Source organism: Mariprofundus ferrooxydans PV-1 (genome assembly GCF_000153765.1).
Lineage (GTDB): Bacteria > Pseudomonadota > Zetaproteobacteria > Mariprofundales > Mariprofundaceae > Mariprofundus > Mariprofundus ferrooxydans.
In genome coordinates this window covers 1,056,622-1,080,919 of record NZ_DS022295.1, presented here as the reverse complement: position 1 = coordinate 1,080,919, position 24,298 = coordinate 1,056,622, and the positions used below count along the sequence as shown (strand labels likewise).

General features: G+C 54.5%; 28 protein-coding genes. 12 read left to right on the top strand and 16 right to left on the bottom strand.

Annotated elements, in window-relative coordinates:
- Positions 1 to 256: 256 nt before the first annotated feature.
- The 16 genes from SPV1_RS14540 to SPV1_RS11810 all read right to left on the bottom strand — a co-directional run bounded on the left by SPV1_RS14540 (position 257) and on the right by SPV1_RS11810 (position 12,293).
- Positions 257 to 406 carry a hypothetical protein gene (locus SPV1_RS14540; protein WP_009851461.1) on the bottom strand — a complete coding sequence of 50 codons (150 nt, stop codon included), beginning with the start codon at positions 404 to 406 and terminating at the stop codon, positions 257 to 259.
- Between the two features lie 9 nt (positions 407 to 415).
- On the bottom strand, positions 416 to 949 hold the full coding sequence (locus SPV1_RS11880) for a gamma-glutamylcyclotransferase family protein (RefSeq protein WP_009851460.1): 534 nt from the start codon (positions 947 to 949) through the stop codon (positions 416 to 418).
- A 140-nt stretch (positions 950 to 1,089) separates the two neighbouring features.
- Positions 1,090 to 2,217 carry a M24 family metallopeptidase gene (locus tag SPV1_RS11875; RefSeq protein WP_009851459.1) on the bottom strand — a complete coding sequence of 376 codons (1,128 nt, stop codon included), beginning with the start codon at positions 2,215 to 2,217 and terminating at the stop codon, positions 1,090 to 1,092.
- A gap of 12 nt (positions 2,218 to 2,229) precedes the next feature.
- Entirely contained in the window at positions 2,230 to 3,582 is a 1,353-nt protein-coding gene (locus SPV1_RS11870; RefSeq protein ID WP_040881868.1) for a YihY family inner membrane protein, read from the bottom strand.
- A gap of 147 nt (positions 3,583 to 3,729) precedes the next feature.
- Positions 3,730 to 4,170: a flagellar assembly protein FliW gene (gene fliW, locus SPV1_RS11865; protein ID WP_231288393.1), complete on the bottom strand. Its 441-nt coding sequence runs from the start codon at positions 4,168 to 4,170 to the stop codon at positions 3,730 to 3,732.
- Complete coding sequence (locus SPV1_RS11860) at positions 4,130 to 4,387, bottom strand: carbon storage regulator (protein WP_009851456.1); 258 nt, start codon at positions 4,385 to 4,387, stop codon at positions 4,130 to 4,132. The genes fliW and SPV1_RS11860 overlap by 41 nt, the downstream gene beginning before the upstream one ends.
- A gap of 4 nt (positions 4,388 to 4,391) precedes the next feature.
- On the bottom strand, positions 4,392 to 5,273 hold the full coding sequence (locus SPV1_RS11855) for a flagellin N-terminal helical domain-containing protein (protein WP_009851455.1): 882 nt from the start codon (positions 5,271 to 5,273) through the stop codon (positions 4,392 to 4,394).
- Positions 5,270 to 6,997 carry a flagellar hook-associated protein FlgK gene (gene flgK, locus SPV1_RS11850; RefSeq protein ID WP_009851454.1) on the bottom strand — a complete coding sequence of 576 codons (1,728 nt, stop codon included), beginning with the start codon at positions 6,995 to 6,997 and terminating at the stop codon, positions 5,270 to 5,272. The genes SPV1_RS11855 and flgK overlap by 4 nt, the downstream gene beginning before the upstream one ends.
- A complete protein-coding gene (flgN, locus tag SPV1_RS11845) occupies positions 6,994 to 7,446 on the bottom strand; it encodes a flagellar export chaperone FlgN (protein WP_231288392.1) in 453 nt (150 codons plus the stop codon). The genes flgK and flgN overlap by 4 nt, the downstream gene beginning before the upstream one ends.
- Positions 7,443 to 7,736 carry a flagellar biosynthesis anti-sigma factor FlgM gene (flgM, locus tag SPV1_RS11840; RefSeq protein ID WP_009851452.1) on the bottom strand — a complete coding sequence of 98 codons (294 nt, stop codon included), beginning with the start codon at positions 7,734 to 7,736 and terminating at the stop codon, positions 7,443 to 7,445. Before flgM ends, flgN begins: the two co-directional genes overlap by 4 nt.
- On the bottom strand, positions 7,726 to 8,208 hold the full coding sequence (locus tag SPV1_RS11835; RefSeq protein ID WP_009851451.1) for a rod-binding protein: 483 nt from the start codon (positions 8,206 to 8,208) through the stop codon (positions 7,726 to 7,728). The genes flgM and SPV1_RS11835 overlap by 11 nt, the downstream gene beginning before the upstream one ends.
- The gene (locus tag SPV1_RS11830) at positions 8,208 to 9,326 is read right to left on the bottom strand and encodes a flagellar basal body P-ring protein FlgI (protein WP_009851450.1); all 1,119 of its coding nucleotides are present in this window, start codon (positions 9,324 to 9,326) and stop codon (positions 8,208 to 8,210) included. The genes SPV1_RS11835 and SPV1_RS11830 overlap by 1 nt, the downstream gene beginning before the upstream one ends.
- Entirely contained in the window at positions 9,314 to 10,009 is a 696-nt protein-coding gene (locus SPV1_RS11825; RefSeq protein ID WP_009851449.1) for a flagellar basal body L-ring protein FlgH, read from the bottom strand. The genes SPV1_RS11830 and SPV1_RS11825 overlap by 13 nt, the downstream gene beginning before the upstream one ends.
- A complete protein-coding gene (gene flgA / locus SPV1_RS11820) occupies positions 10,006 to 10,710 on the bottom strand; it encodes a flagellar basal body P-ring formation chaperone FlgA (RefSeq protein WP_009851448.1) in 705 nt (234 codons plus the stop codon). Before flgA ends, SPV1_RS11825 begins: the two co-directional genes overlap by 4 nt.
- A gap of 3 nt (positions 10,711 to 10,713) precedes the next feature.
- Positions 10,714 to 11,502, bottom strand: a complete 789-nt coding sequence (gene flgG, locus SPV1_RS11815) for a flagellar basal-body rod protein FlgG (RefSeq protein ID WP_040881867.1) — start codon at positions 11,500 to 11,502, stop codon at positions 10,714 to 10,716.
- Between the two features lie 47 nt (positions 11,503 to 11,549).
- Positions 11,550 to 12,293 (bottom strand): flagellar hook-basal body protein, encoded by a 744-nt coding sequence (locus SPV1_RS11810; protein WP_009851446.1) that lies wholly within the window; start codon positions 12,291 to 12,293, stop codon positions 11,550 to 11,552.
- Positions 12,294 to 12,570: 277 nt separating this feature from the next.
- Here SPV1_RS11810 and SPV1_RS11805 point away from each other — a divergent pair, with 277 nt between their 5' ends.
- The 12 genes from SPV1_RS11805 to bamA all read left to right on the top strand — a co-directional run.
- The gene (locus SPV1_RS11805; protein WP_009851445.1) at positions 12,571 to 13,143 is read left to right on the top strand and encodes a LexA family protein; all 573 of its coding nucleotides are present in this window, start codon (positions 12,571 to 12,573) and stop codon (positions 13,141 to 13,143) included.
- Positions 13,144 to 13,194: 51 nt separating this feature from the next.
- Positions 13,195 to 14,427: a DNA polymerase Y family protein gene (locus SPV1_RS11800; RefSeq protein WP_009851444.1), complete on the top strand. Its 1,233-nt coding sequence runs from the start codon at positions 13,195 to 13,197 to the stop codon at positions 14,425 to 14,427.
- A gap of 229 nt (positions 14,428 to 14,656) precedes the next feature.
- Positions 14,657 to 15,007, top strand: a complete 351-nt coding sequence (locus SPV1_RS11795; RefSeq protein ID WP_009851443.1) for a hypothetical protein — start codon at positions 14,657 to 14,659, stop codon at positions 15,005 to 15,007.
- A 261-nt stretch (positions 15,008 to 15,268) separates the two neighbouring features.
- Positions 15,269 to 16,042 (top strand): 30S ribosomal protein S2, encoded by a 774-nt coding sequence (gene rpsB, locus SPV1_RS11790; protein ID WP_018294889.1) that lies wholly within the window; start codon positions 15,269 to 15,271, stop codon positions 16,040 to 16,042.
- Positions 16,043 to 16,138: 96 nt separating this feature from the next.
- Positions 16,139 to 17,017, top strand: coding sequence for a translation elongation factor Ts (gene tsf, locus SPV1_RS11785; protein ID WP_009851441.1), 879 nt, complete (start codon positions 16,139 to 16,141; stop codon positions 17,015 to 17,017).
- Positions 17,018 to 17,024: 7 nt separating this feature from the next.
- Positions 17,025 to 17,792 carry a UMP kinase gene (pyrH, locus tag SPV1_RS11780; RefSeq protein WP_009851440.1) on the top strand — a complete coding sequence of 256 codons (768 nt, stop codon included), beginning with the start codon at positions 17,025 to 17,027 and terminating at the stop codon, positions 17,790 to 17,792.
- A gap of 2 nt (positions 17,793 to 17,794) precedes the next feature.
- Complete coding sequence (frr, locus tag SPV1_RS11775) at positions 17,795 to 18,340, top strand: ribosome recycling factor (RefSeq protein WP_009851439.1); 546 nt, start codon at positions 17,795 to 17,797, stop codon at positions 18,338 to 18,340.
- A complete protein-coding gene (uppS, locus tag SPV1_RS11770) occupies positions 18,340 to 19,089 on the top strand; it encodes a polyprenyl diphosphate synthase (protein WP_009851438.1) in 750 nt (249 codons plus the stop codon). Before frr ends, uppS begins: the two co-directional genes overlap by 1 nt.
- A complete protein-coding gene (locus SPV1_RS11765) occupies positions 19,086 to 19,871 on the top strand; it encodes a phosphatidate cytidylyltransferase (protein WP_009851437.1) in 786 nt (261 codons plus the stop codon). The genes uppS and SPV1_RS11765 overlap by 4 nt, the downstream gene beginning before the upstream one ends.
- A gap of 47 nt (positions 19,872 to 19,918) precedes the next feature.
- Positions 19,919 to 21,007, top strand: a complete 1,089-nt coding sequence (dxr, locus tag SPV1_RS11760; RefSeq protein ID WP_009851436.1) for a 1-deoxy-D-xylulose-5-phosphate reductoisomerase — start codon at positions 19,919 to 19,921, stop codon at positions 21,005 to 21,007.
- The gene (gene rseP / locus SPV1_RS11755; protein ID WP_009851435.1) at positions 21,004 to 22,362 is read left to right on the top strand and encodes an RIP metalloprotease RseP; all 1,359 of its coding nucleotides are present in this window, start codon (positions 21,004 to 21,006) and stop codon (positions 22,360 to 22,362) included. The genes dxr and rseP overlap by 4 nt, the downstream gene beginning before the upstream one ends.
- A gap of 1 nt (position 22,363) precedes the next feature.
- Positions 22,364 to 24,298, top strand: a 1,935-nt coding sequence (bamA, locus tag SPV1_RS11750; RefSeq protein WP_009851434.1) for an outer membrane protein assembly factor BamA, incomplete at its 3' end; no start/stop codon positions are given.

The window sequence follows — 24,298 nt, the reverse complement described above, 5'->3', positions numbered from 1 at the left end:
ACATCCATGTGCCTCACCCTTGCGGGCGAGCTTTTAGCTCGTCCAAACGGCTCCTGCCTTTTTGTGATTAGGCACATCCATGTGTCTCACCCTTGCGGGCGAGCTAAAGCTCGTCCAAACGGCTGTCCTGCCTTTTTGTGATTCGGCACATCCATGTGCCTGCCTGATGCAGTCCAAATCAGCTATCGCAAACCGGGGATCCAAAAGCTTTCTTTAGCCATATTTCCCGCAAATACGGGATAAACCATAAAATGAATCAGCTGGTTTTAGCAACGGCATCGCCAAGTTGAATATAGGTCTCAATGTCTGCGCAGGTGGCGCCGACTTCAATATAGGTCAGCTTGCCGAAATGGTCAGTGTCCAGGATCGAGACAGGTCTCTCATTTTTGATGAAAATTACTGCCAAACCTTGCGATCATCTGCGGGCCGGTTTCGTCATCCGGGTGCTTCCGTAGATGTTCAGCTCGCGCTCATGGCGTTCATTGTCGGGATCGTCAATCGATTCAAAACTGTCGATAAAAGCCAGATACGCATCCGGCAGCCGGTTCTCCCGGGCGCCATGGATCACATGCTGCTTGTACCAGTGGAACGGCTTGACCGCATCATCAATGCGGGTGGCGGTATACATGAATGCATCGACATGGCCATCGCTGCCATGCACCCGAACCTGTTTCTCATCATAGCCGATGCCCAACCCTTCGACCTTGTCCAGCGCCGGTTTTTCGGCGCGCGGCAGATGATAGAGCACACCGATCACGCGGTCCGTATCATCGGCCGATTCGCATGCATCGCACTTGGCGGAGAGATCGACATGGCTGAACTTGTGAAAGGCGAGCCGGTGACCGGTAAGGGTGGCGGTGCCGATGAGCCGGGCGGAAGGCACGCGCGCCTGCAATCGTTTGCTGGACATGTTCGAGCCGTAGGCAAAGTAGGTCAGGGTCTCACTCATAGAGATGTAATGGTGCCAGATCGGGCAGAATTTTTCCAGTTAGCCTGGCCGTGTGAGTCGGTTTACGCTATCAGGGGAGCTGCGCGTCACCCTCTTCACCCGGGAGCTTCATTTGCCCAACGCCTTGCCTGTCTGCTGATTTATGCGATTTCCAGGCGACGCTTGTAGCGGGTCAGGTTGTCGCAGCCGCCGTCGCGGATGACGACCATATCTTCCAGACGCACGCCGCCGATATGGGCGTAGTAGAGGCCGGGTTCGCAGGTAACGACATGGCCTGCCTTGAGGATTTCGCCGCGCGTGGAGACGCGCGGACCCTCATGAATTTCCAGGCCGACGCCGTGGCCGGTGCCGTGGAAAAAACCGCCCTGTTTGCCGCGCACCATGCCGGTTTTAAAGCCCTGTGCATCGAAGTGGGCGGTAATGGCCGTGTGTATTTGTACACTGTCGACACCTGCGGCCATCATCGAGAGGCCGATGTCCTGACCTTCGCGCACGGTGTTGTACATCTTCTTCTGCTCCGGCGTTGCCTTGCCTTTGACATAGGTGCGGGTCATATCACCCCAGTAGCCGGTAGAAAGGACGCGCGGAAAGATATCGATAATAATCAGCTCATGCGCACGGATATAACCGCTGCCGGTATTATGCGGGTCCGATGACTGGCGACCGCAGGCCACAATCGTATGGGCCGGCATCGCGCCCTTGCCGATCAAAAAGGTTTCAATCGCCCGGCGTACATCATCCGATGTCACTTTCTTGCCGGTCTCCGGATCGCGCAGGATGTTGTCATGGCCGATGCTGCAGCGGCCCAGATATTGCTCGCCTCGCTGCATGGACTGGCGTGTCAGCCGTTCGGCCTGCGCCAGATATTTGATTTCGGTGGCGGTTTTGACAGCCCGCTCGGGAAAGAAGGCGCCGGCTGATGCCGTGACCTCAAAACCCCAGCTGCGCAGCTGATCGGCATAGCGTAGCGGAAATGATGCCGGCACGCTGATGCTTCGGGTGTTGTGTGAGGCCAGAAAGGCCGCCGCGCAGCCGGCAAGCCCCGGCCACTCCCTGATCTCGGCGGCGTTGCGCCACGGGGTGTCCAGATGCACACCGGCAAAACGCGATACTTTGGCGGCGCGATCCACTTCCAGTGGCGAAAAAAGGCCATGCCACTCTCCATCCAGTGCAATGGCGATAAACGGGTCGGGGACAAACATGCCGCTGGCATAGAGCATATCGGCATCATGTTCGGAATCGGCGATGATCAGGTGGGCATGTGTCATGCGCGCATGCTGTCATTTGCCAGCGGCATCGTCTTCCTCTTCTTTACTCAGCGTCATCACCTGCCTGAGCGTGACCTGCTGCAGGATATCGGCATGCTCGCGCTGCATGCGAAAATAGAGCCCCAGCAGCTGGCGGCCAAGTGTGCTTTCAACCCACTCTTCGGGCACCTGCATCGGGGCATCATTGAGCCGCTTGAATACGGTCATCAGATTCAGCTGGTCGGGGGTCTGCGCCAGTACCCACGCCTGCTTGCCGTCGGTGTCCGTGCGCCGGAGCAGCTCCAGCTCGCTCAGTCGATCCAGCCACTCCTGCAGGATATTTTCCGGCACTTCCGTTTCATCAAGCAGTGTGGCCAATGACAGGGTTTCGCCACGCTCCAGAGACTGGGCCGCGCGCAACAGGATCAGATGTGAATAAAACTGTTGCAGCCCCGGCTTGATAAAGCGGTTTCTCTGTCGGGTCGACTGCTCCGGATGTTGCATGCAGAAGGCTATTTCCGACCCCAGCAGCACCACAACCCATGTCAGATAGAGCCAGATCAGAAAAACCGGCAGTGTGGAGAGGGCGCCGTAGAGCTTTTCGTAGTCGGCAATCTCGGTGATATAAAAGGTGAAGCCGATCTTGGTCCACTCAAACAGTGCGCCGCCAACCAGACCGCCAACCACGGCATAGCGGAAGGGGACAGTAGTGTTCGGCAGCACCACATAGAGTGTGGTCAGCGCCAGTGAAGAGAGTATCCACGGCAGCAGAAAGGGGATATGACTGAGGTAACCGGCGCCCTCGGCCACATGCTGTAACAGCGGCATGGCGGCGAAATAGGAGGTGATACTCAGCGATGCACCGATGAGGATCGGAGTCAGTGTCAGCGTGGCCCAGAAGGTGATGAACTTGGAAAGCCAGGCGCGGGCGCGGGTAATGCGCCAGATCGTGTTAAATGCCTCCTCAACTGTGTTCAACAGGGCGGTGGCCGTGAACAGCAGGCCGAGTACGCCGAAGATGGAGATGGCCGTGGTTTTGTCTGTAACGGTTCCCAGATAGTTCTCAACAGCCTGCTGACTGGTGGGGATCAGGTATCCCAGCAGGGCGTCCCGTACATGACCGGAGATCGCATCAAAGGCCTGAAAACTGGTGAAGATCGAAAAGCCGAGTGCCACCATCGGCACAATGGCCAGCAGCGAGGCATAGGCCAGCGCCGATGCGCGCTGGATACATTTGTCGACGATAAAGCGTTCGGCCACCCGATAGGAAAAACGCAGCAGATGGGTGGCATGGCGGTAGAGTGCCGGCAGGCTGGCAATGTCGGCCACGTCCATTTCCAGCAAGTGGGAGAGTTGGTCAGTCCACGACGGGTTCTTTTTTCTCAATCTTGCTCCTGACGCTGTTTCGCTGATTTACTGCAGTGTAGGAGTAAATTCAGACAATGGAAAGGGGTGGGGCTGATTGATTGCGGCTATGCCGGAAAGTGGCCGCTTTTCGGGCGCAGCCTATTGATAACTGATGAAAAGCGGTGATCAGGCCGGCTGAGGCATCCAGTGAAAGCGCAGATCCAGTTCAGGTTCGGAGCGAATACACTGCAGGCCGATGCGTTTTTCCGTGTTAACGGCAACCGGTGCTTTCAAGTTGGCGGTGACCCACTGTTTATCTGCAAACGGATTGAGTACCAGCATCCACAGCACGCTCTCTGCATCCTCTGCATCGATGCACTGGATCTGCTCCCTGTTTAGTTCGGGCTGCGGGCCCAGACGGGACTCATCCCATGGTGTGAGCAGGAAGGCTGCCTCTGGGTGATCTATCGACTGCAGGCAGGCAATCTTGCCGACACCTTCGTAGATCAGACCGAATTCATGAGCACCGCCGAAGCCGATCATGCCCTGCGGAAAATAAAATGCCCCGCTGTTACGCGGCATGATATCACTCATCTGCTGTTTTCTCGTCATCACTGCTGGACTCATGGGTTACTCCTTTCAGCCACTGTAGCGCCCCGGCACTGGCAGCAGCTTTATTTTCCTGCTGGATAAGGTTGTAAATCTCCATCCGATGCACCGGGATTTCGGGGGGCGCCTCGATACCGATGCGTACGATGTGCTCGTTTTGCACGTCCTGAATAATGATGCGGATGTTGTCATTGATTTGAATGACCTGTCCGACTTTTCTACGTAATACCAACATCCGCTTATCTGAGGAAGTTGGTCAGAGTGAGGGACTTGATCTGGTTAATTTGGCTGTAGGCTGCCTGCAGTGCGATGCTCGATTGCTGCATGCGGGCGACAACGGATGGAATATCTACCGCTTCATTCGTATTGAGCTGGGTCGCCAGATTCAGCTGTCGATCCTGAATGGCTGTTTTATTCAATCGTACGCCGTTGAGTCTGGCACCGACATCACTGGTCATGTTGATGACCCCGTCGCTTGCACTGGTCAGTGCGCCCACCGCATTCTGTACTCCGGCCGTATCGTTATTCTGCAGTGCTGTTTTGAAGTCCTGCAGGGCGGAAAAGGCGGCAGCGAATGCGGGATTATCACCGCGTATATTAGTGATGACCTGTTGCCCGTCGCTGGTGACGATGGTGCGATCCTGGGCATTGCCGTTATAGACGATATTTCCCAGTGTATCGGTCACAAATGCCGCTTTGTCTGTTGCCGTGCCGGCAAACAGCGACTGCCCCTGCCATTGCTGGTTGGCATCGTTGAATGCCTGATTGAGCAGTTGAGTGGCCTCCTGGGCGGCGCTCAGTCGTTCGGTGGCGCTGGTGGACGCTGTTGCCATCTGTACAGCCACGGTTTGCGCTCTTTTCATGATATTGGTCATATCATTGAGCATGGTCATACTGTTGGCGAGGCGTGAGTCGGCAGTGGTGATGGAATCCAGGTCCCCCTGCAGGCCGACCTGGGCATGCCTGATATCCAGCGAGGTTTTATAGGCTATGCCGGCCTGATCCGGTGTCTGAAACTTGGTGCCGGAGGCAATCTGGGCATTGCCCTGGTTCAGAATATCCTGTTGCTGTTTTACCCCGGTGAGCAGGGTATTATACATCTGGGCGCTGGTAATTCTCATCGGATCAATCCTAGTAACGAATCCATCATCTGATTCGTTGTGGTTATGATTTTGGCCGATGCCTCATAGGCGCGCTGGAACTTGATCATCGAGACCAGTTCCTCGTCCGTATTGACACCGGAAATGGCCTGGCGCTGAGCGTTGAGTGAATCGGCTTCGGCTGTGCGGTACTGCCGTTGCTGAAGCGATGTGGCGACATCGTTGCCATACTGGGTGGATACAGCTGTGGTACGGTTATGCAGGCTGGAGCTGAGGCTGCCGTCAAATGACACAGCCTGATTCTGCAGTTGCATGATCGCGATCGCAGCGCTGTTGTCAGAGCTGGAGATGGTCGATGTCAGCGGATCAACACGGCCGGTATGAATGGCGGCAGGACTCGCCTGGATTGATGTCGACAGGTTCAGGGTGGCCGCACTCGAGCCGGTGAAGTAGCTGTTTACTTCATAGGCAGCGAGCGTGTTGCTGGTGTCATTGGACAGGGCAAAGCTGCTGCCTGTTGCTGCGGTGATATTGAGGCGGCTGCCTGCATCCATGCTGGCGCTGATTCCGGTTACTGCATTCAGGCTGGTGATGACATCGGCCATTGTTGTCGTGCCTGCAGTGATGTTGATGGCAGTGCCGCCAGCTGGTGTGGCTGTGCCGGTTGCATTGTAAACGTGTATTTTGAAGCTGCCTGACACGATTTGATTGGCAAATGCGGCAGACTGAGCCGGGTCATTCAGTGCCAGCGCGACATTACTCGGCTGACCGGCTGTCATTGTTGTATCCGTAGTGGCGGAAGCCGCGCTGGCATGGATCTGGTTGACTGAAAATGCGAGATTGGCTGCCAGACTGTTTATCTGGGACATATAGCCGCCAAGTTTGTTATCACGCAGATCAATCAGTCCGCCGATGCTGCCGCTCTGGCCGATGTTGACCGCTTGCCCGGTTTGGGCGATCACCAGGCCTGCAAAGCCGCCACCGATCGCCGTGCCGCGAGCCAGGTGACGGGCTACGCCATCCTGTGTTAACAGATCTCCACTGGCAGTCTGTAGCAACAAGCCGCCATTATTGTCGCTAATTTGCTGCACCGGCAGCAGGTTGGCCAGAGAGCGTACGGCTTGATCGCGCTGATCGCGCAGGTCATTGGCTGTACCTGCACTGCTCGACAAGGCATTTTCCTGTTTTCTGATCTGTGTGGAGAGTGCGGCGATGGTGTCGATGAGCTTGTTGGCCTGTTGAATCTGGCTGTCAATCTGGCCGTCGGCGCTGCTCTGAGCAGCGCTCAGTTGCTGACTCATGCTTCCCAGGTTGGTAATCAGGGTTTCGCCTTTGGTGCGCACATTGAACTGCTGGGCACTGTCCTGCGGATTGTTGGCCAGCTGTTGCCAGGAGAGGAAAAAGTTATCCAGAGCCGAAGCGAGGCCTGTGTTCTGCAGGCTGCCGAATACATTTGCCACGCTATTGAGGCCGGTATTTTGCGTGGTCCAGTAGTTCATCTGGCTGCCGTTGTTGCTTAATGCGCTGTTGATCATCGGATCGACTATCCGACTTATGCCGGTCACATTGACGCCGCGCCCAAGACTGAGCCCGCCGACGCTTTCAGGCGTAAGTGTCGCAATGTCAGCCACCTGTCGTGAATAGCCGGCGGTGTTGGCATTGGCAATATTATGTGACACGACATTAATGGATTTTTGCTGAGTCTGCAGGCTGGACGCGGCAATATTAAGACTGTCGAAAATCATCGAACAGCTGTCCTGCCGTAAGGCTGTTCCTTCTGAACCAGTCCCAGATGCTGCAGAATGGTTGAAGAGACATTGTAGGCTGCGCGCAGGCGCAGACTGTTTTCCTGACTCTGCCGGTCGATGTAGATCATGCGTTCATAGAGGTTGCGCCGCAGCGCCTGAAATTCGCTCGCCTGATTGCCTGCAAACAGGTCGATCAGCACCTCCATTGTCATCTCCTCGGGAATGCGCGCACGCGTACGCAGTGCCCTGCCGTCCTCTTCAAGTTTGGCCAGACACTGGTGGATAATGATGCGCCGGTCCGTCAGGGCCATAATCTGATCGCCATCAAGTATTCTGATCGCTTCATATTCCGCGTTGGCGACTGATTCAAGCTCGCGTGCGCATGCATCCATTCGGGTCAGCAGCGCATGCAACTCGGACATGGTGTGCGGGGGTAGCTGTGTCATGACCATGGGTGCTCCGCCAGTGCATTGGCAACAATTTGAGTGGCAACCTTGTGGCTGTCCTGAGGATATGTCCCGTTTTCGAGTGCATCGCGAATTTCCTCGATCCGCTCCATACGTACCGGAGACATGTCTGCGAGCATGACCTGCGCTTTCTCGCGCAGGCTGGCCGAGTCGGTGACTTGTACCGAGTCACGGCTTTTGCCGGTTGATGCAGTGGCTTTATCTTTAGCTTTACCTGTGCCGCTGCTTTTGTGGATACCGGTTGCGGTACCGGAGTTGTTAACGCGCATGTCGGATTGCCTCCATCGTCAAATCAGTGGTCATATCCGTTTTATCGGCAGGATTCGGAATTGCTTGAGTCTTGTTGCCGGCTTCCAGTTGTCGATAGACGGCATTGGCGATACCGATGCTCCCTTGTTGCGTGCTGGCCTGCGCAATGGCCTCATCCATCATCGAGGCATGTACATCTTCGGCAAAGCCGTGCGGCATGAAGTCGGACTTTGTGACGGTACTGCGCATCTCACTCATCATCTGTTGCAGAAAGATGGCTTCGAACTGTTTGCTGGCCTTCCAGAGAGCAGGATCCTTTTGCTGCGGATCGGAAACAGGTACCTGATAGCCAACGCTGTGCAGGGCCGCGTGGCCTGGCACCTGTGCCGCGGGTTTGGCCGACCTGTTTATCTGTTGCGTCTGGCCATGCGACTGCTGCATGCGCTCCCGTTGCATAATGCCGCTGATGACGGTTTCGACGAGATCACGCATTACATGGTCCTTAGCTCGGCATGCAATGCGCCAGCAGCCTTGATGGCCTGCAGTACTGCAATCAGGTCGCTGGGGGTTGCTCCGACGGCATTGAGTGCTGTGACCAGCTTGGACAGCGATACCTGCTTGGGCAGCACGACAAGCTTGGCTTCATCTTCCTGCACATTGACTTTGCTCCGATCCACCGTCGTAGTTTGACCGCCGCCAAAGGCGTTAGGCTGTGATACCTGAGGGTTCTCGGTGATGCTGACGCTGATGTTGCCGTGCGCCACGGCCACGGTGTCGATGCGTACCTCCTGGCCCATAACGATGGTGCCGGTGCGTTCATCCACGATGACTACGGCGGCATGGTCCAGAGGGATGTCAATCTGTTCGAGCCGGGCGATCAATTCAACGGCATTGCTGTTCGGATTCCAGACCTGCACCGTGCCGGAATCGATAGCGCGTGCCATACCATTACCCAGTCGGGCGTTGATGGCATCCTGCATGTTTTTAGCGGTGGTGAAGTCGGGGTTATGCAGATTCAGTGAAATCTTGTCCTGGTCGGCAGACAAGCCGCGTGGTGCGGCGCGCTCAACGCGAGCCCCGTTGGGCACGCGGGCTGCGGTCGGATGACCTTTGGTGGTGCTGGCGCTCTTGCCGGCAATGCTGAAGCCACCGGTAGAGAGGCCCCCCTGAGCGACGGCATAGGGGCGACCATCGCCGCCGAGCAGTGGTGTTACCAGCAGGGTTCCGCCTCGCAGGTCCTTGGCATCGCCGATGCTGGAGACGGTGACATCCAGCTGTTGACCGGGACGAGCGAATGCAGGTAACTCGGAAGTCACCATGACGGCAGCAATGTTCTTTGGCTTCATCTTGGTGATGTCGGCTCTCACATTGACACCGAGGCGTTCCAGCATGGCTGTGATGCTGCTGATGGTGAACGGTGATGACGTGCCGGAGTCACCGGTGCCGTTTAAGCCGACCACAAGGCCATAACCAACCAGAGCGTTGCCGCGTACGCCTTCAATATCAGCCAGATCCTTGATGCGTTCGGCCTGGGCCATCAGCGGCATCATTAGCATAGATAATGCAATAGCAGGCAGGAAGAGGGGGCGAAAACTCATCAGAATGGCCATATGTTATCGAGTGTTTTGGATAGCCAGCCTTCATGAGCGGTATCGGCCAGTGAACCTGTACCGCCATAGCTGATATCGGCCTGCGCTACCTTGGCGGATGTGATGGTGTTATCCGGTGCAATGTCGACGGGGCGAATGACACCCGAGAAGGTGATCTCCTGCGGTTCATGGTTGATGACCAGCTGACGTTTGCCGATGATGCGCATATTGCCGTTGGGATAGACCGTGGTGACCACGGAGGTGACGCTGGCAGTCAGTGTGTCCGAGCTGTTGGTTGAACCGGAGCCGTCAAAACTCTTGGAGTTGGTCATGCCGATGCTGCCGGAAGGATTGACATCGGCATTGCCGAGCGCGCCGCCATATTTAATGTTGGCGGTCAGGCCGGTGTCGCGAGCAGACTTCTTGCTCTGTTTGCTGCCGAGCGAGCGCGTGGCCGAGGCGCTTTCGGAGACCAGTACCGTCACCAGATCGCCGACGCGTGAGGCTTTGGAGTCGGAGATCAGACCTGCGCCGCCACCGGCCCATAATGAACCGCTGGAGGATGTGTCCTCGCTGGGCGTAGCCAGGGCCTGATTCACAACTTGCTTTTGTTGCGCATCGGCAACCTTATCTACCCGCGGCATACAGCCACCGAGGATGACCGGGGCGATGCAGAGCAGGCAGATAGCAGTTCGGATGTTCATCCGGGACCTCCATTTAATGACACGCGTACCAGACCTGTTTGTTCAACTACGGCCTGAATCATCTCATGGCTGCGCATATTCCTGACCGGAATGCTCTCACCCTTGCCGGCGCTGCGCATGGCTTTGCCTTCTGCGCGGATATGCAGGCCACCTACATCCAGCAGAATGGAGACGAGGTCTCCGCGTTTGACCAGTGGCGGTTGTTTGACATAACTGCTCAGGATTACATCGCCTGCTGCGAGCGGGCGGGTCGTGCGCATGCCGACCAGTGTGGAGCTGTTTTGCCACCATGCACCATGGTGGCCGGCAATATCGGTACGTCTGTTTGTCATCATATCTCGTGTGAGCAAGCTTCGTGCCGAAATATTCTGACGCATGACGATGGCAGTAGCCATCCAGCGAACCTGTACAGGTACGTACCAGCGCCGATTACCCTGTTCCGCAATCAGTGAAAAACGGCCGGGGTGGTTCCGCAGAGAGGCAGGCAGCGACCAGCGCAGACTGCCGCTTGCATCCGGCCAGTGCCGAACGTTAACCAGTTCGGCTGTTGCTCCCCGCAGTGTCACGCCATGTTTGAAAAAACGTGTCAATGACTGCTGCATTGTAACGTCGGCTGTCGTATCTGCCTGCTCGGACAGGGCCAGGGTAGGCAGAAGCAGCGCGATCAGCAGCAGTGCAGAGTGCGGAGTAAAATGACGCATCACTTACCTCTTGACGTTGTTGGCGGTCTGCAGCATCTCATCGGATGCCTGAATGGCCTTGGAGTTCATTTCATAGGCTCTCTGTCCGGCAATCAGGTTGACCATCTCTTCAACCATGCTCACGTTGGACATTTCTAGCGTACCCTGAGTCATGGAGCCCAGACCATTTTCAGTCGGATTACCGATAACGGCAGTGCCAGAGGCATTGCTGGGCTGAAACAGGTTGCCGCCCAGCTTGGCCAGGCCTGCCGGGTTGAGAAAGTCGGCAATCTGAATCTGGCCCAGCACAGTCTGCGTGGCGTTGGCCTGTGTCACCGATACGGTGCCATCCTGTGCGATCTGAATAGATTGTGCATCGGCGGGGATGGTGATGCCCGGCTGCAGTACATCACCGTTCTGGGTGACGATCTGTCCTGTCGCATCGAGGCTGAAAGAGCCGGCGCGTGTATAGGCTGTTTCGCCGTTAGCCAACTGAACCTGAAAAAAACCGCGCCCCTGAATGGTCAAATCGAGCGGGTTGTTGGTCTGCTGAAAGCTGCCTTCGGAGAAGATGCTGTCGACACTGGCTGTGCGTACGCCGAGACCTACCTGAATGCCGGTCGGCAGCTGCGTGCCGGCGGCGCTGGCCTCTGCACCGGGCGCCTTGATCTGCTGATACATCAGGTCCTGGAAATTGGCACGGCCGCGTTTGAAGCCATTGGTGTTGACGTTGGCAATATTATTGGAAATGACATCCACATTGAGGCTTTGTGCGGCCATGCCGGTGGAGGCCGTCCATAGAGATCGCATCATGATAAAACTCCCTTATCTGTTGTCTGTTTCAGGTCTGTTGACATATTTTAACCCTGTACCATGCCGACGCGGTCGCTCAGCTGGGATGAGAGCTGGTTGTACTGTTCCGCCACCTTCATCATCGATTGGTAGTTGCGCATCGTGTCGACGATCTGGGTCATGGCCAGTACGGAATTGACATTGGCATCTTCCAGCTCCCCCTGATGCACGCTGATACTGCCATTGGCCGGCTGAATGTTGTCCTGTCCGGTACGAATCAGCACGCCGGCGACCTTTTGAATCTGCCTGGAATCCTTGATCATGGAGATGCCAAGCTCGGCAACCGGCTGGCCGTTGACATACAACGAGCCGTTGTCGGTGGCGCTGATTTTGCCGACAGGTAGTTGGATTGGGCCTCCATTTTTATCCAGTACCGCCAGACCACTCTGATTTAACAGGTTGCCTTCTGCATCCAGCTTGAAATTGCCTGCGCGTGTCAGCGCTTCCGTGCCATCTTTCATCTGTATGCGAAAATAGCCGTCACCATGGACGGAAAAATCGAGGTCGTTGTTTGTCTGGCGGATGTTGCCGGCCTGCGTGCTGACATATTGGGTGCTGGCGGTGAGGTAAGCTGCAGATGTTTTACTCGGCACACCTTCGCGGGACATTTTTCCTGAGAACATGGAGGAGAAAGAGGTGCGATCCTCCATATAACCGACGGAGTTCACATTGGCCAGGTTATGGGCGATGCCATCAAGTTTGTTCTGGGCCATCTGACCTGCCACGCCTGAGATATAGTAACCGAGATTCATATGTTGCTCCTGCCTGTTTCAATCTTCCGCTGTACAACTTAATGCAAGAACGTTGCCAACAGGAATGTTTTTAAAAGCCTATTTATATCAATGTGTTGGCTTGTCTATGTGCAGAGTGTATCCGTTGCGGGCGGAATTTTCTGCCGCTGAACAGGGGAGTTTTTTCCGTTTATGCCGGGATGTAAGTCGCCTCATTTGACCCTGCCGTATTCGTGTATCATGGATGTTTTCATATTCGCGCTTGCCTAGTGTACGAGCGTATACCATACTGCGCTCCATGGTGAATAAAGATCATATCTATCTGGGTCGGTTGCAGGATTACTATGCCCTCTACCGATTGATCCCCTCCTATGCGGATATCGCGGCACTGGTTGGTGTGAGCAAGCAGGGGGCGGTGAAGTTTGTCGATCGCATGGTGTTTGCCGGCTATCTGCAGAAGGCTCCCGGCGGGCGAGTGGGGCCGGCTAATATGTTTTTTGCCCGTCCGCATGTGGGGCAGGCGCCGGCCGGCTTTGCCAGCCCCGCCACCGAGGCGTTGGGTGATGTGATTACCATTGATGAATATCTGGTGGAGCATCCGTCCAGTACGGTGCTGGTGGCGGTCAGTGGTGACTCAATGATCGGCGCAGGTATTCACGATGGCGATTTTCTGGTGGTTGAACGTAAACAGAATCCATCAATCGGTAAGATTGTCGTAGCCATTGTTGATGGTGATTTTACCATCAAATATCTGCGCGGCGATAGTCGCGGCCCTTACCTGGAGCCGGCCAATGCCGACTATCCATGCATTTATCCGGAGCAGTCGCTGGATATTTACGGCGAAGTTGTCGGCCAGTTCCGTAAATTCTAGAGGTATTCACAGGCGCTTGCTTCTCTGCGGCGCAAAGGTTTTTGAATCTATATGTCTATAGCCGACTGGCCGAGTGCGATTGCACATGTTGATTGCGATGCATTTTATGCCTCCTGTGAGGCGGCGCGCCATCCGAAGTTGCGTGGTCGTCCGATCTGCGTGCTCTCCAATCACAATGCCATGGTCATCGCCAAAAGTTATGACGCCAGGGCATTGGGTATACGTACGGGTACGCCGGTGTGGGAGGCTCGCCGCATGGCACCGCATGCCGCGTTTCTGACGCCCGATTTCCGTTATTACGGTCAGATTTCACAGCAGATGTTTTCGATACTCAGGCGTTACAGTCCGGTGGTTGAGGTCTACTCGATTGATGAAGGGTTTATCGACTTTAACGGTATCCGCCAGCTGTGGAAGAAAACGTACCGGGAGTTGGCTGATGAGATTCGTCATGCTGTCTGGCATGAGCTTGGTATCACGGTTTCGGTCGGTGTAAGTGTCAGCCGTACGCTGGCCAAGATGGCATCGGAGCATCACAAGCCGAACGGGGTGACAGTGGTGCCGGTGCAGGCCATCGCCACCTTTCTGGCTGAGTTGGGCGTGGGCGAGATTCCCGGTATTGGACGCAGCCGTGCTGCACTGCTCTGTCGCAAGGATATACGCACAGCACTGCAGTTTGCCCGTGCCGATGAGAGGCTGCTACAGCGCCTCATCGGTCGTCATGGTCAGATGCTCCGGCATGAGTTGAACGGGCGTGCGATACTAACGCTGGAATGTGAGCCGCCGCTGCCCAAAAGTATGGCCAAAACCGCGTCAATGGGACGCATCAGCGAAAAACGACGCGTTATCGCTGCATACCTAGGCTATCATGCCCTGCGTCTGGTCGCCGATCTGGTGGCAAAACAGCTGCTGGTCAGTCGGCTCTATCTGTTTCTGACGCTCGAATCTTTTGAATGTCGGGGTCTGGAAGTAGGTCTGGATCTGCCGACCAACAGTCTCAAGCGTATCAATGGTGCGGTGCACCATGCGTTGGGGCGTCTGTTTATCGAGGGTGAGAGGTATCGTGGCTGCGGTGTTGTGGCAACACAGCTGCAGCGCGAGGCGCATGCGCAGCCGGATCTGTTTGGTCTGATGCGGGAAGATCTGCGTCAGCAGCAGCTGATGCAGGCCGTGAATGCCATCAACAGGCGTTTTGGTGAGCAGGCTATATCGACGGCACAGGTGCGGACGGTTAAAGGGTGCAGCGTCGGCCCCCGTTTCCGTTATCCGCTGCTGCTCGCCAGCTGAGATAAGAGCTGGCTGGCAGTACATCCTGGTTACTGACGCAGGGAAAAGAGAGGGTAGTTGCTTCACTTTGCTTGCAGGATAGTGAAAGTAACCTGTATCCTTTGCTGTAATCAATGGGGTTGGGGAAGCGATGTCTATCAAGAGAGTATATTTTGAGAACCATAACCTGCTTCTGTCAGTTTTCTACGGCAAGTTGACCAATGTAGAGCTGGGGCAGCATGTTTGAACGTTGAACGAAGCCTATAAAGACAAGGGCACTGTGCATGAACTTGCGGATTGCAGGTATTTAACGGATGTCAGTGAAATGACCGGAGGCGGTGCTGCTTTTGCTGCCGGCATGGGAGCAGGGCAAAAGAGAACATTTAACAGTAAAGGTGCGATTGTTGTTGCTTCAGATGCGGTGTACGGTCTGGCTAGGGCATATACCACCTTTGCTCGTGAAACGAGGATCGACTCCAGAGTGTACCGCTCCATCGATGAGGCTATCGAATGGCTGGGCGCGGGTATCCTGCGAAGTGAGATCATTGCGTTTTCAGATAAAACAGCCGACTTGTCACCGGGGTTGCCCGATCTGTGTTAATTGTGGCGCTCTGGTGGCTGAAGCGGAAAGTGAGGGGGCAGGCGGGCAATGGCAGACCCATGATAGTGAACGGAGGTGTTCTGTCTGCTGTTTTGCTGTGCAATATACGACATCCAAAGCTTGCTATTTTCTCTGCTTTTAGCTAGAAAGCGCGCCGCTCGAGAGGGCTAATTCGCACACGGACTGATCCGTTGTGTCCCGCTTTGTGTAAGTGGCGGGGTGTCAGACCGTGGAGGAACTTAAAAACAAACTGGAGTATATATGTCTCAATTTACCATGAAGCAGCTGCTGGAAGCAGGTGTTCATTTCGGTCATCAGACCCGCCGCTGGAATCCAAAGATGGCTCCGTACATCTTCGGCAAACGTAACGGCATTCACATTATCGATCTGCAGAAAACCCTGCGTATGGCCAATGAGGCCTACACATTTATGCAGGAGCTGGCCACTGCCGGCGGCCGCGTGCTGTTTGTCGGCACCAAGCGCCAGGCGCGTGATGCAATCAAGGAAGAAGCTTGCCGTGCCGGCCAGTTCTATATCAATCACCGCTGGTTGGGTGGTACGCTGACCAACTTCGCTACAGTGCAGCAGTCCGTACGCAAGATGAAAGATCTGCAGCGTCAGAAAGAAGAGGGCGTGTTTGAGTTGCTGACCAAGAAAGAGGCACTGCAGATGCAGCGTGAGCTGGAGAAGCTGGAGCGCTCACTGGGTGGTATCAAGGAGATGGTGAATCTGCCTGACTGCCTGTTCGTCGTGGATGTGCGCAAGGAAGAGCTGGCTATCAAGGAAGCTCAGAAGCTGGGTATCCCTGTCGTGGCAGTAGTCGATTCCAACTGCAACCCGACCGGTATTGACTACATCATTCCGGGCAATGACGATGCAATTCGTGCTGTTCGTCTGTTCTGCAGCAAGATTGCCGATGCGCTGATGGAGGGTGCAGAAGCCTGGCACATGGAAAATGCCGAAGACGGCGCGGATCTGGTTGAGGCCATGTCTGTGTCTGTTGAAGAGACACCGTCTGAAGAAGAGGCTGCCTGATAATTTGAGTTAATAGCAGCGCTTGCGACAGTGGTGACGCTATCGCAAGTGCTGCAAAAACTGAGTGAACCAATACGATAAGATACGGAGAGTGGAATGAGCCAGATTACGGCTGCAGATGTAAAGAAGCTGCGTGAAATGAGCGGCGCAGGTATGATGGATTGCAAAAAAGCACTGACTGAAACCGCTGGTGATATAGATGCCGCAGTAGATTATCTGCGCAAGAAGGGGTTGTCGGCCGCTTCCAAGAAAGCCGGCCGTGTTGCTGCCGAGGGCGTGGTAGTCAGTGTTACTCGGGGTAATGTAGGTGTGGTGCTGGAAGTCAATGCTGAAACCGATTTCGTCAGCAAGAATGATCAGTTTGTCGGTTTTGTGAATAAGCTGGCCGATATTATTGTTAATCAGAACCCGGCTGATGTTGCAGCACTTGGCGCACTGGCTTTTGATGCCGAGTTTACTGTGGATCAGGCACTGTCGCAGTTGATTGCCACGATCGGTGAAAATATGAGCGTTCGCCGCTTTGAGCGCGCGGAAGTGGATGGCGGTACGGTTGTCGCTTATGTGCATGGCGGCGGCAAGATCGGTGTGCTGGTTGGTCTGGACAAGCCTGTGGCTGAAGAGCTGGCTCGCGGTGTGGCGATGCATGTGGCAGCGGCTAATCCGCGGTTTATCAGTCGTGACGATGTTGATGCGGCCAGTGTCGAGCGTGAGCGTGCTGTGCTGACTGATCGCGCGATTGCCAGTGGCAAGCCGGAAGCGATTGTGGATAAAATCGTTGCAGGTCAGTTGAGCAAGTTCTACTCCGAGGTGTGTTTGCTGGAGCAGGATTTTGTCATGGATACCGACAAGAAGGTCGGCAAGGCGCTTGGTGATGCAACTGTTATCAGCATGGCTCGTTTCCAGCTGGGTGAAGGTATCGAGAAGAAAGAAGATGATTTCGCGGCTGAAGTAGCGGCTCAGATCAAGGGCAGCTGAACGCGTGATGCCTTCTGCCGATCATGAGTCTGTCGAGAATGCCTCTCTGAATGGACTGGAGCAGCGCCCGTATAAGCGGGTGCTGCTCAAGCTCTCCGGCGAGGTTCTTATGGGCGATACGGCATTTGGTATTGATACGAATACCATTAACCGTCTGGCCAGGGAGCTGATTGAAGTTCAACAGAGCGGCATAGAACTGGCGATCGTGATCGGCGGCGGTAACATATTCCGTGGTATGAGTGGCACAGCTTCCGGTATGGATCGCGCCAGCGCCGATTATATGGGTATGCTGGCCACGATGATGAACTCGATTGCCCTGCAGGACGCCATTGAGCGTCAGGGCGCAACAGTGCGAGTGATATCCGCACTGCATATCAAGGAAATCGCCGAGCCCTATATTCGTCGCAGGGCTGTACGCCACCTGGAAAAGGGGCGTATTCTGGTGTTTGCTGCGGGTACGGGTAATCCCTATTTTACCACGGATACTGCGGCCAGTCTCAGGGCTATGGAGATTCAGGCCGATGCCGTGCTTAAGGGTACGAAAGTGGACGGTGTTTATACCTCCGATCCAGCCAAAGATCCGTCGGCCAAAAGGTATGAGACATTAACCTTTACAGAAGCATTGGCCAAACGCCTCGGTGTGATGGATGCTACGGCCATGTCCTTATGTCGTGACAATCATATGCCGATTGTAGTTTTTGATGTAACGACGCCGGGCCAGCTGCTTAAGGCGATATCCGGTGAAGCAGTCGGCACACTGGTTCAGGAGAGTTGAAGATGTTTGATGCATTGGAAGAAAGAATGAAAAAGTCGGTTGTGGCACTCAGGTCGGAACTGGCAACCATCCGCACAGGTCGTGCCAATGCAGCCTTGCTGGATCAGGTGACGGTCTCTTATTACGGCTCTGAGGTGCCGTTTAATCAGGTGGGCAATATTTCCGTACCTGAACCACGTATTTTGATGATTACACCTTGGGAAAAATCGATCATAGGTGATATTGAGAAGGCTATTCTGAAATCCGACCTTGGCCTGAATCCGACCAGTGACGGCGAAGTGGTACGTATCATGTTGCCTGAGCTGACCGAGGATCGTCGCAAGGAGCTGGTCAAGAAAGCCAGAACCATTGGCGAGAAGGCGCGTGTGTCGATTCGTAATATCCGTCGTGATGCCAATGATGAAGTGAAGAAGCAGGCGAAAGATGACAACTTGCCCGAAGATGAGAGCAAGCGTCTGCAGGATAGAATCCAGAAAATTACCGACAAATACATCGCTGAAGTTGATCAGGTTATCGAGCACAAAGAACAAGATATACTGACTGTTTGATGACTACATCCACACCGATGGGTAAGCCGGCTTTGCCAAAACATGTCGGCATTATCATGGACGGGAATGGTCGCTGGGCCAAGGCCCAGGGTAGTGCACGACTGGAGGGGCATCAGAAAGGCGCCGAGGTCGCACGAGATGTGGTTAAATGGGCAAGGAATATAGGTATCAGGCAGCTCTCTCTCTATGCCTTTTCAACCGAAAACTGGGATAGGCCGAAGTTGGAAGTGCGTGGCCTGATGAGTCTGCTGGCCATGATGTTGCCCCGAAGTTTGCCGGATATGCAGCAGAACGGTATCCGTTTTCGTGTGCTGGGCGATATTGCACCATTACCGGGCAGTGCCAGGCGCGCAGTCGAGAAGGCTTGTGCAGAAACAGCAGCGAATACAGACCTGGATTTGATTCTATGTCTGAACTATGGCGGCCAGCAGGAGATTCTGGCTGCAGTGAAAGATGTCATGCGCTGGGCTTTGCAACAGCCGGATTGTGATCAGGCATTGAACTCGCTGACCCCCGAAACATTCCGTAGCATGATGTGGCGCCATGATGTGGCCCCTCTGGACCTGATGATCCGAACGGGTGGCGAAAAACGTATATCAAACTTTCACCTGTGGGACGCCGCTTATGCCGAACTCTATTTTACCGATGTATTGTGGCCTGATTTTTGCGAACAGGATTTGCAGGCGGCACTAAGCGAATATGCCGGTCGCGAACGCCGTTTTGGCCTGACCAGTGAACAGGTGATATGAGCGAGCTGACCAAGCGAATTATTACTGCATTGCTGTTGATTGTGCTGGTCTGGGGTTGGTACTTTCATTCGGTTTCGCCGTGGTTTGAGCGTTTTCTGGCTCTGGTCGGTCTGCTTGCCACAGGTGAGTTGGTATTGTTGATGAAGTTGCGTTGGCCGCTGGTATTTATCGGTTCGTCACTGCCACTGTGGTACGCTTTCAGTTTGCATTCCGATCCCCGTTATTTCCTGTTGATGATGCTGGCCTGGTTTGCGCTGTATGTATTTTCCGCTCGCCTTCAGCAAGCCTCCTTTCCACATTTTGTTGCCGCGGTATGGCTGTTTTTCTGGCTGTATATGTTCGCCGTGGCAGTTGCTGTAACGCACACAAGCACGCTTGGCCAGTATCTGGTTATCGGCGCCTGTCTGGCTGTCTGGGCATCTGATACGGCCGCCTACTTTGCCGGCCGCAAACTGGGTAAACATAAATTATGTCCGGCGATCAGTCCGGGTAAATCCGTCGAGGGCAGCATTGCCGGTCTTGTGGCAGGTGTCAGTGTGGCCATGGCATGCTGGATACACTGGCAGGTGCTGGATGTGTTGCCGGCCCTGTTGCTGGCTGTGATCGTTGTGGCGGCAGGTATGCTGGGTGATCTCTCAGAGTCCGCGGTTAAACGTACGATCGGAGCCAAGGACAGTGGCAAGTTGCTGCCCGGACATGGCGGTATACTGGACCGGGTTGATGCGATGATCATGGCGCTGCCGGTCAGTTGGTTGTTGTGGGAGATGCTGTGTTACGCGTGACCATACTTGGAGCAACCGGTTCTATCGGGTGCAGTACTGCTGATGTGATGTTACGGCATCCGGACAAATTCACTGCGCACGCACTGGTTGGGCATCGTAATAGTGATAAAATGCTTTCACTGGCCCGTCAGTTGCGTCCGTCATGGGTTGTGATGACGGACGAAGGTGCTGCGGCAGCGCTTAAAGGGCAACTGCCTGCGGGTGTGCGTCTGGCCTGCGGCATGGATGCTGCTATCAATCTGGCGAGCGATGTTGATACGGATATGGTCATGGCGGCCATGGTCGGTTCTGCCGGCCTGCCCGCGACGTTGGCAGCCGTACGTGCAGGTAAACGCGTGGGGCTGGCGAACAAGGAGTGTCTGGTCACGGCCGGACGCATTTTTATGTCTGCAGCTGAAGCATCCGGGGCCGTTGTGGTGCCTGTCGATTCCGAGCATGCCGCCGTTCATCAGTGTCTGCAGGGTCATGAGCGTGGTTCGGTGAAGCAGGTGGTTTTGACCGCCTCCGGCGGTCCTTTCAGGGACAGAGACCCGGCATCGTTGCATGCGGTGACGCCGGCACAGGCAATAGCGCATCCGAACTGGGATATGGGTGCGAAAATCAGTATCGATTCTGCAACGATGATGAACAAGGCGCTGGAACTGATAGAGGCCCGCTGGCTGTTTGATCTGCCGCCGGAGAAACTCTCGGCTATTATCCATCCGGAAAGCATCGTGCATGCGATGGTTGAATATCAGGATGGCTCTGCACTGGCGCAGCTGGCAATGCCGGATATGCGCATGCCGATTGCCTATGCCATGCAGGCGGAGCCGCGACTGGATACGGGCATCTCCTGGCTGGATCTGGCCAAAACCGGCACACTGCATTTTCATGCTGTGGATCATCTGCGCTTTCCTGCCATGGCACTGGTTCAGCAGGTGCTGCGCGGCGAAGATAGCCTGGCCATTACACTGAATGCAGCCAATGAGGTCGCTAATGCCGCTTTCCGGGACGGGCGAATCGGCTTTATGCAGATTGTCACGACTGTTGAGCAGGTGCTGGCCCGTGTGGATGACCGTGCAGTAGTTACACTGGATGAAGTGTGGCAGATAGATGAGCATGCCAGATCTCTGGCGGAAGAGGTGATTGGCGCATGATCGAGATTCTACATACATCGCTGGCATTTGTTGTGGCCATTGCGCTGCTGATAGCAGTGCACGAGTACGGTCACTTCACTGTGGCGCGCAGGTTGGGTATCCGGGTGGAGAAATTCTCCATTGGTTTCGGTCCTGCCCTGTTTTCATGGCGCAGCAGGGATGGCGAGGTGCTGTATGTGATTGCAGCCATTCCTCTGGGCGGTTATGTAAAAATGCTGGGTGAAAATCCCGATGAACAGGCTGAGGAATTTGAAAACAAGCTGTCTGCGGAAGAGCGGGCCAGAAGCTTTAACCTGCAGCCTGTATGGAAACGCGCGGCCGTGGCTGTAGCTGGTCCCGGCTTCAATTTTGTGTTTGCAATATTTGCCTTTATGCTGGTGGCATGGCTGGGTCAGTCGGTATTGCCAACGATTGTCGGTCATATTGCTCCGGCATCGATTGCCGAGCAGGCCGGTCTGCAGGTGGGGGACCGCATCCTCGCTGTGAACCGTAGCTCGGTGCATTCATGGCAACAGATGGAAGAGCAGCTGAAAGACCATGTTGGTGGACAGGTGCAACTGCGTGTGCAGCGCGATGAGCGTCCTGTAACGCTGGATATGACGCTGCCTCGTCAGTCAACAGATCCGCTGATGTTGAACGTGGCTGATTCGGTGCTGGGTTTTGACCCGGGGCTGACCATCAAGGTGGATGATGTGATGAGTGGCTCTCCTGCCGAGAGGGCCGGCCTTAAGCCGGGGGATATTATTCGTCAGATTGACGGATGGCCGGTGGCAAATGTGAATCAGTTCATTGAGCGAATCAAGGCCAGCGCCGGGCATGATGTGTCCGTTGTGGTCCTGCGTGACCAGACGCTACTGCAATTGCAGGTGACGCCGGTGTCTGATGATCATCAGCAGGTGCGTATAGGTGTGCGTCTGGCATCGCATGCCATGCATAAAGCAGAGCTCTATCGTATGGGGTTATTTGACGGTATGAGCTATGGTTTTGTCCGTACCTGGCAGATGACTCGTATGACGCTGTCTGTGTTTGGTAAAATGGTGACAGCCGCTATTTCTCCCGATAATCTCGGCGGCCCTATTGCCATAGCGCAACTGGCAGGCAGGACTGCTGATCTTGGACTGGTTTATTTTATCGGTTTTCTGGCACTTATTTCGGTGAATCTGGGTGTGCTGAATTTGTTACCTGTTCCGATTCTGGATGGTGGCATGTTGCTGTACCTGGGGTTGGAAAAGTTGCGGGGGCGGGCGCTGCCGCCAAAATTTTTGGAAATCACGCAAATGATCGGTTTGATGCTGATTATCGGTTTGATGGTGTTTGCATTTTATAATGATATTTCGCGTTTATTCAGGGGATAAGATGACAGGCTTTGTTCGATTGCTGTTCGTGATGCTGGTACTGGGAACAGGTATCAGTTGCTTGCCTTCTTTATCGTATGCCGCTGATGATTCATCTGTGATTCTGTCTATAGATGTTGAAGGCAGTAAATTTGTTGAAAAGCAGGCCGTGCTTGCCCGTATGAGTACCCGGGTCGGACAGAAGCTGGATCGCAAACGGCTTAGCCGGGATGTGCGCTCGCTGTATAAATCGGGCTTCTTTTCAGATATCAGTTTTACCGGTGTGCGCGGCGCACATGGCATCAAGCTGGTTTGTCACGTTAAGGAATACCCACTGATTGCCAAGTTGAGTATTGAGGGCAACGATGAGCATTCAACCAAAGACCTGAAACGAAAAATGAAGCTCCATGAGGGAGGCTTTTTTAATCCCAAAAACCAGCAGGCAGATCGCAATATGTTTCGTAAGGGCTACCTGAAAGACGGTTATTACCAGAACAGTGTGCAGTTTATCAGTACGCCGACGAAAGATGGACGCGTTGATGTCGTAGTCAAGATTCATGAAGGCAAGGTAACGCGTATCAGTCGTGTCCGCTTTATCGGTAACCATGCTTTTTCCGATAGCCAGTTGCGCGGAGCTATTGCTTCGCGCCAGACTGATCTTGTGAACACGCTGATGAAAAAGGATGTATTCAACAAGCAGCGGTTTGGCGCAGATGTGCAACTGTTGCGGCAGTATTATCTGAATAACGGCTACCTGGATATGAAGGTGGATTCGGAGCAGTTGGCGCTGTCGGCGGATAAAACCAATTTCACTCTCACCTTCAGTGTGCATGAAGGGGTTCAGTATACGGTGGATCAGCTGGATGTTCAGGGTGATATCGTGCCGGATAAAGCAACTCTGATGAAGCTGATTGAGCTGGAGAAAGGGGAGCATTATTCGCTGGAGAAGATGCGCAACACCATTCAGTCTATTACGGACAGGGTAGGTGATGAGGGCTATGCCTTTGCCAGTGTTACTCCGCTGCTTAAGCGTGACCTGGATGCTCACACCGTGTCGGTTGCTTTTGATATCGACAAAGGCAAGAAAGTTTATGTCGAGCGGATTGAAATAACAGGCAATGACAAGACCGATGATATCGTATTGCGTCGTTTGATCCGGCAGTCAGAAGGCTCTCTCTATCAGGGTACGCAAGTCAAACATTCCAAGGAGCAGCTGGGGCGTGCCGTGATGGTGGACGATGCACGTGTGTCACTGGATAAAGCCACTGATGCATCTGATCAGGTGGATATGAAGGTGAAGATCAAGGAGAAGAAAACCGGATCGATTACCGGCGGTATCGGCTTTTCTCAACGTGAGAAGGTGATTCTCACCGCCAAAATTGCCGAGAGTAATCTGTTCGGCAAGGGTTATCAGGCCAATATTAACGGCCAGTATGGCCAAGTGACACAGAATATCACCGGCAGCTTTGTCGACCCCTATTTTCTGGACAGTGATATCTCAGCCTCCGTAAACTTTACCAAAGTAAAAACAGACCCGCTTACCACTGTTACCTACAAGACAGACAAGAGTGCCGCCGGTTTCGGCTTTGGCGTGCCGATTACACTGAACATGTCTTACGGCATCAATTACAACTTCAGTAAAACCAATCTCACCGGCGTGCCTGCCAATGCATCCAATATCGTCAAGGCACAGCAGGGAAAGACGACGATCGGTGAGTTGTCGCAGTCGCTCTCATGGGACTCCAGAGATCGTCTTATGAGTCCTCGCAGCGGGCACTTTGACATGGTTCGATTCTCGGTGGCGGGCCTTGGCGGCCAGAGCAAGTTCTGGGAGGCCGCAGCTTCCAGTGCACTGTATGTACCGATTGATAAGGACAAGAATTATGTGCTGAATCCTTCATTTCAATACATGATGATCCGACCTTTGAGCGGACGCAGCATCCCATTATGGCGACGT

What these genes read in the sequence shown, in the direction of transcription:
- SPV1_RS11875 (WP_009851459.1), bottom strand. Translation starts at nt 2,217, where the DNA reads ATGACACATGCCCACCTGATCATCGCCGATTCCGAACATGATGCCGAT.
- fliW (WP_231288393.1), bottom strand. Translation starts at nt 4,170, where the DNA reads ATGAGTCCAGCAGTGATGACGAGAAAACAGCAGATGAGTGATATCATG.
- SPV1_RS11860 (WP_009851456.1), bottom strand. Translation starts at nt 4,387, where the DNA reads ATGTTGGTATTACGTAGAAAAGTCGGACAGGTCATTCAAATCAATGAC.
- SPV1_RS11830 (WP_009851450.1), bottom strand. Translation starts at nt 9,326, where the DNA reads ATGGCCATTCTGATGAGTTTTCGCCCCCTCTTCCTGCCTGCTATTGCA.
- pyrH (WP_009851440.1), top strand. Translation starts at nt 17,025, where the DNA reads ATGCCTTCTGCCGATCATGAGTCTGTCGAGAATGCCTCTCTGAATGGA.
- tsf (WP_009851441.1), top strand. Translation starts at nt 16,139, where the DNA reads ATGAGCCAGATTACGGCTGCAGATGTAAAGAAGCTGCGTGAAATGAGC.
- frr (WP_009851439.1), top strand. Translation starts at nt 17,795, where the DNA reads ATGTTTGATGCATTGGAAGAAAGAATGAAAAAGTCGGTTGTGGCACTC.
- SPV1_RS11800 (WP_009851444.1), top strand. Translation starts at nt 13,195, where the DNA reads ATGTCTATAGCCGACTGGCCGAGTGCGATTGCACATGTTGATTGCGAT.
- flgG (WP_040881867.1), bottom strand. Translation starts at nt 11,502, where the DNA reads ATGATGCGATCTCTATGGACGGCCTCCACCGGCATGGCCGCACAAAGC.
- flgM (WP_009851452.1), bottom strand. Translation starts at nt 7,736, where the DNA reads ATGCGCGTTAACAACTCCGGTACCGCAACCGGTATCCACAAAAGCAGC.
- flgN (WP_231288392.1), bottom strand. Translation starts at nt 7,446, where the DNA reads ATGACACAGCTACCCCCGCACACCATGTCCGAGTTGCATGCGCTGCTG.
- flgA (WP_009851448.1), bottom strand. Translation starts at nt 10,710, where the DNA reads ATGCGTCATTTTACTCCGCACTCTGCACTGCTGCTGATCGCGCTGCTT.
- SPV1_RS11825 (WP_009851449.1), bottom strand. Translation starts at nt 10,009, where the DNA reads ATGAACATCCGAACTGCTATCTGCCTGCTCTGCATCGCCCCGGTCATC.
- rpsB (WP_018294889.1), top strand. Translation starts at nt 15,269, where the DNA reads ATGTCTCAATTTACCATGAAGCAGCTGCTGGAAGCAGGTGTTCATTTC.
- flgK (WP_009851454.1), bottom strand. Translation starts at nt 6,997, where the DNA reads ATGATTTTCGACAGTCTTAATATTGCCGCGTCCAGCCTGCAGACTCAG.
- dxr (WP_009851436.1), top strand. Translation starts at nt 19,919, where the DNA reads ATGTTACGGCATCCGGACAAATTCACTGCGCACGCACTGGTTGGGCAT.
- rseP (WP_009851435.1), top strand. Translation starts at nt 21,004, where the DNA reads ATGATCGAGATTCTACATACATCGCTGGCATTTGTTGTGGCCATTGCG.
- SPV1_RS11835 (WP_009851451.1), bottom strand. Translation starts at nt 8,208, where the DNA reads ATGCGTGATCTCGTCGAAACCGTCATCAGCGGCATTATGCAACGGGAG.
- SPV1_RS11880 (WP_009851460.1), bottom strand. Translation starts at nt 949, where the DNA reads ATGAGTGAGACCCTGACCTACTTTGCCTACGGCTCGAACATGTCCAGC.
- SPV1_RS11810 (WP_009851446.1), bottom strand. Translation starts at nt 12,293, where the DNA reads ATGAATCTCGGTTACTATATCTCAGGCGTGGCAGGTCAGATGGCCCAG.
- SPV1_RS11855 (WP_009851455.1), bottom strand. Translation starts at nt 5,273, where the DNA reads ATGAGAATTACCAGCGCCCAGATGTATAATACCCTGCTCACCGGGGTA.
- SPV1_RS11805 (WP_009851445.1), top strand. Translation starts at nt 12,571, where the DNA reads ATGGTGAATAAAGATCATATCTATCTGGGTCGGTTGCAGGATTACTAT.
- SPV1_RS11765 (WP_009851437.1), top strand. Translation starts at nt 19,086, where the DNA reads ATGAGCGAGCTGACCAAGCGAATTATTACTGCATTGCTGTTGATTGTG.
- uppS (WP_009851438.1), top strand. Translation starts at nt 18,340, where the DNA reads ATGACTACATCCACACCGATGGGTAAGCCGGCTTTGCCAAAACATGTC.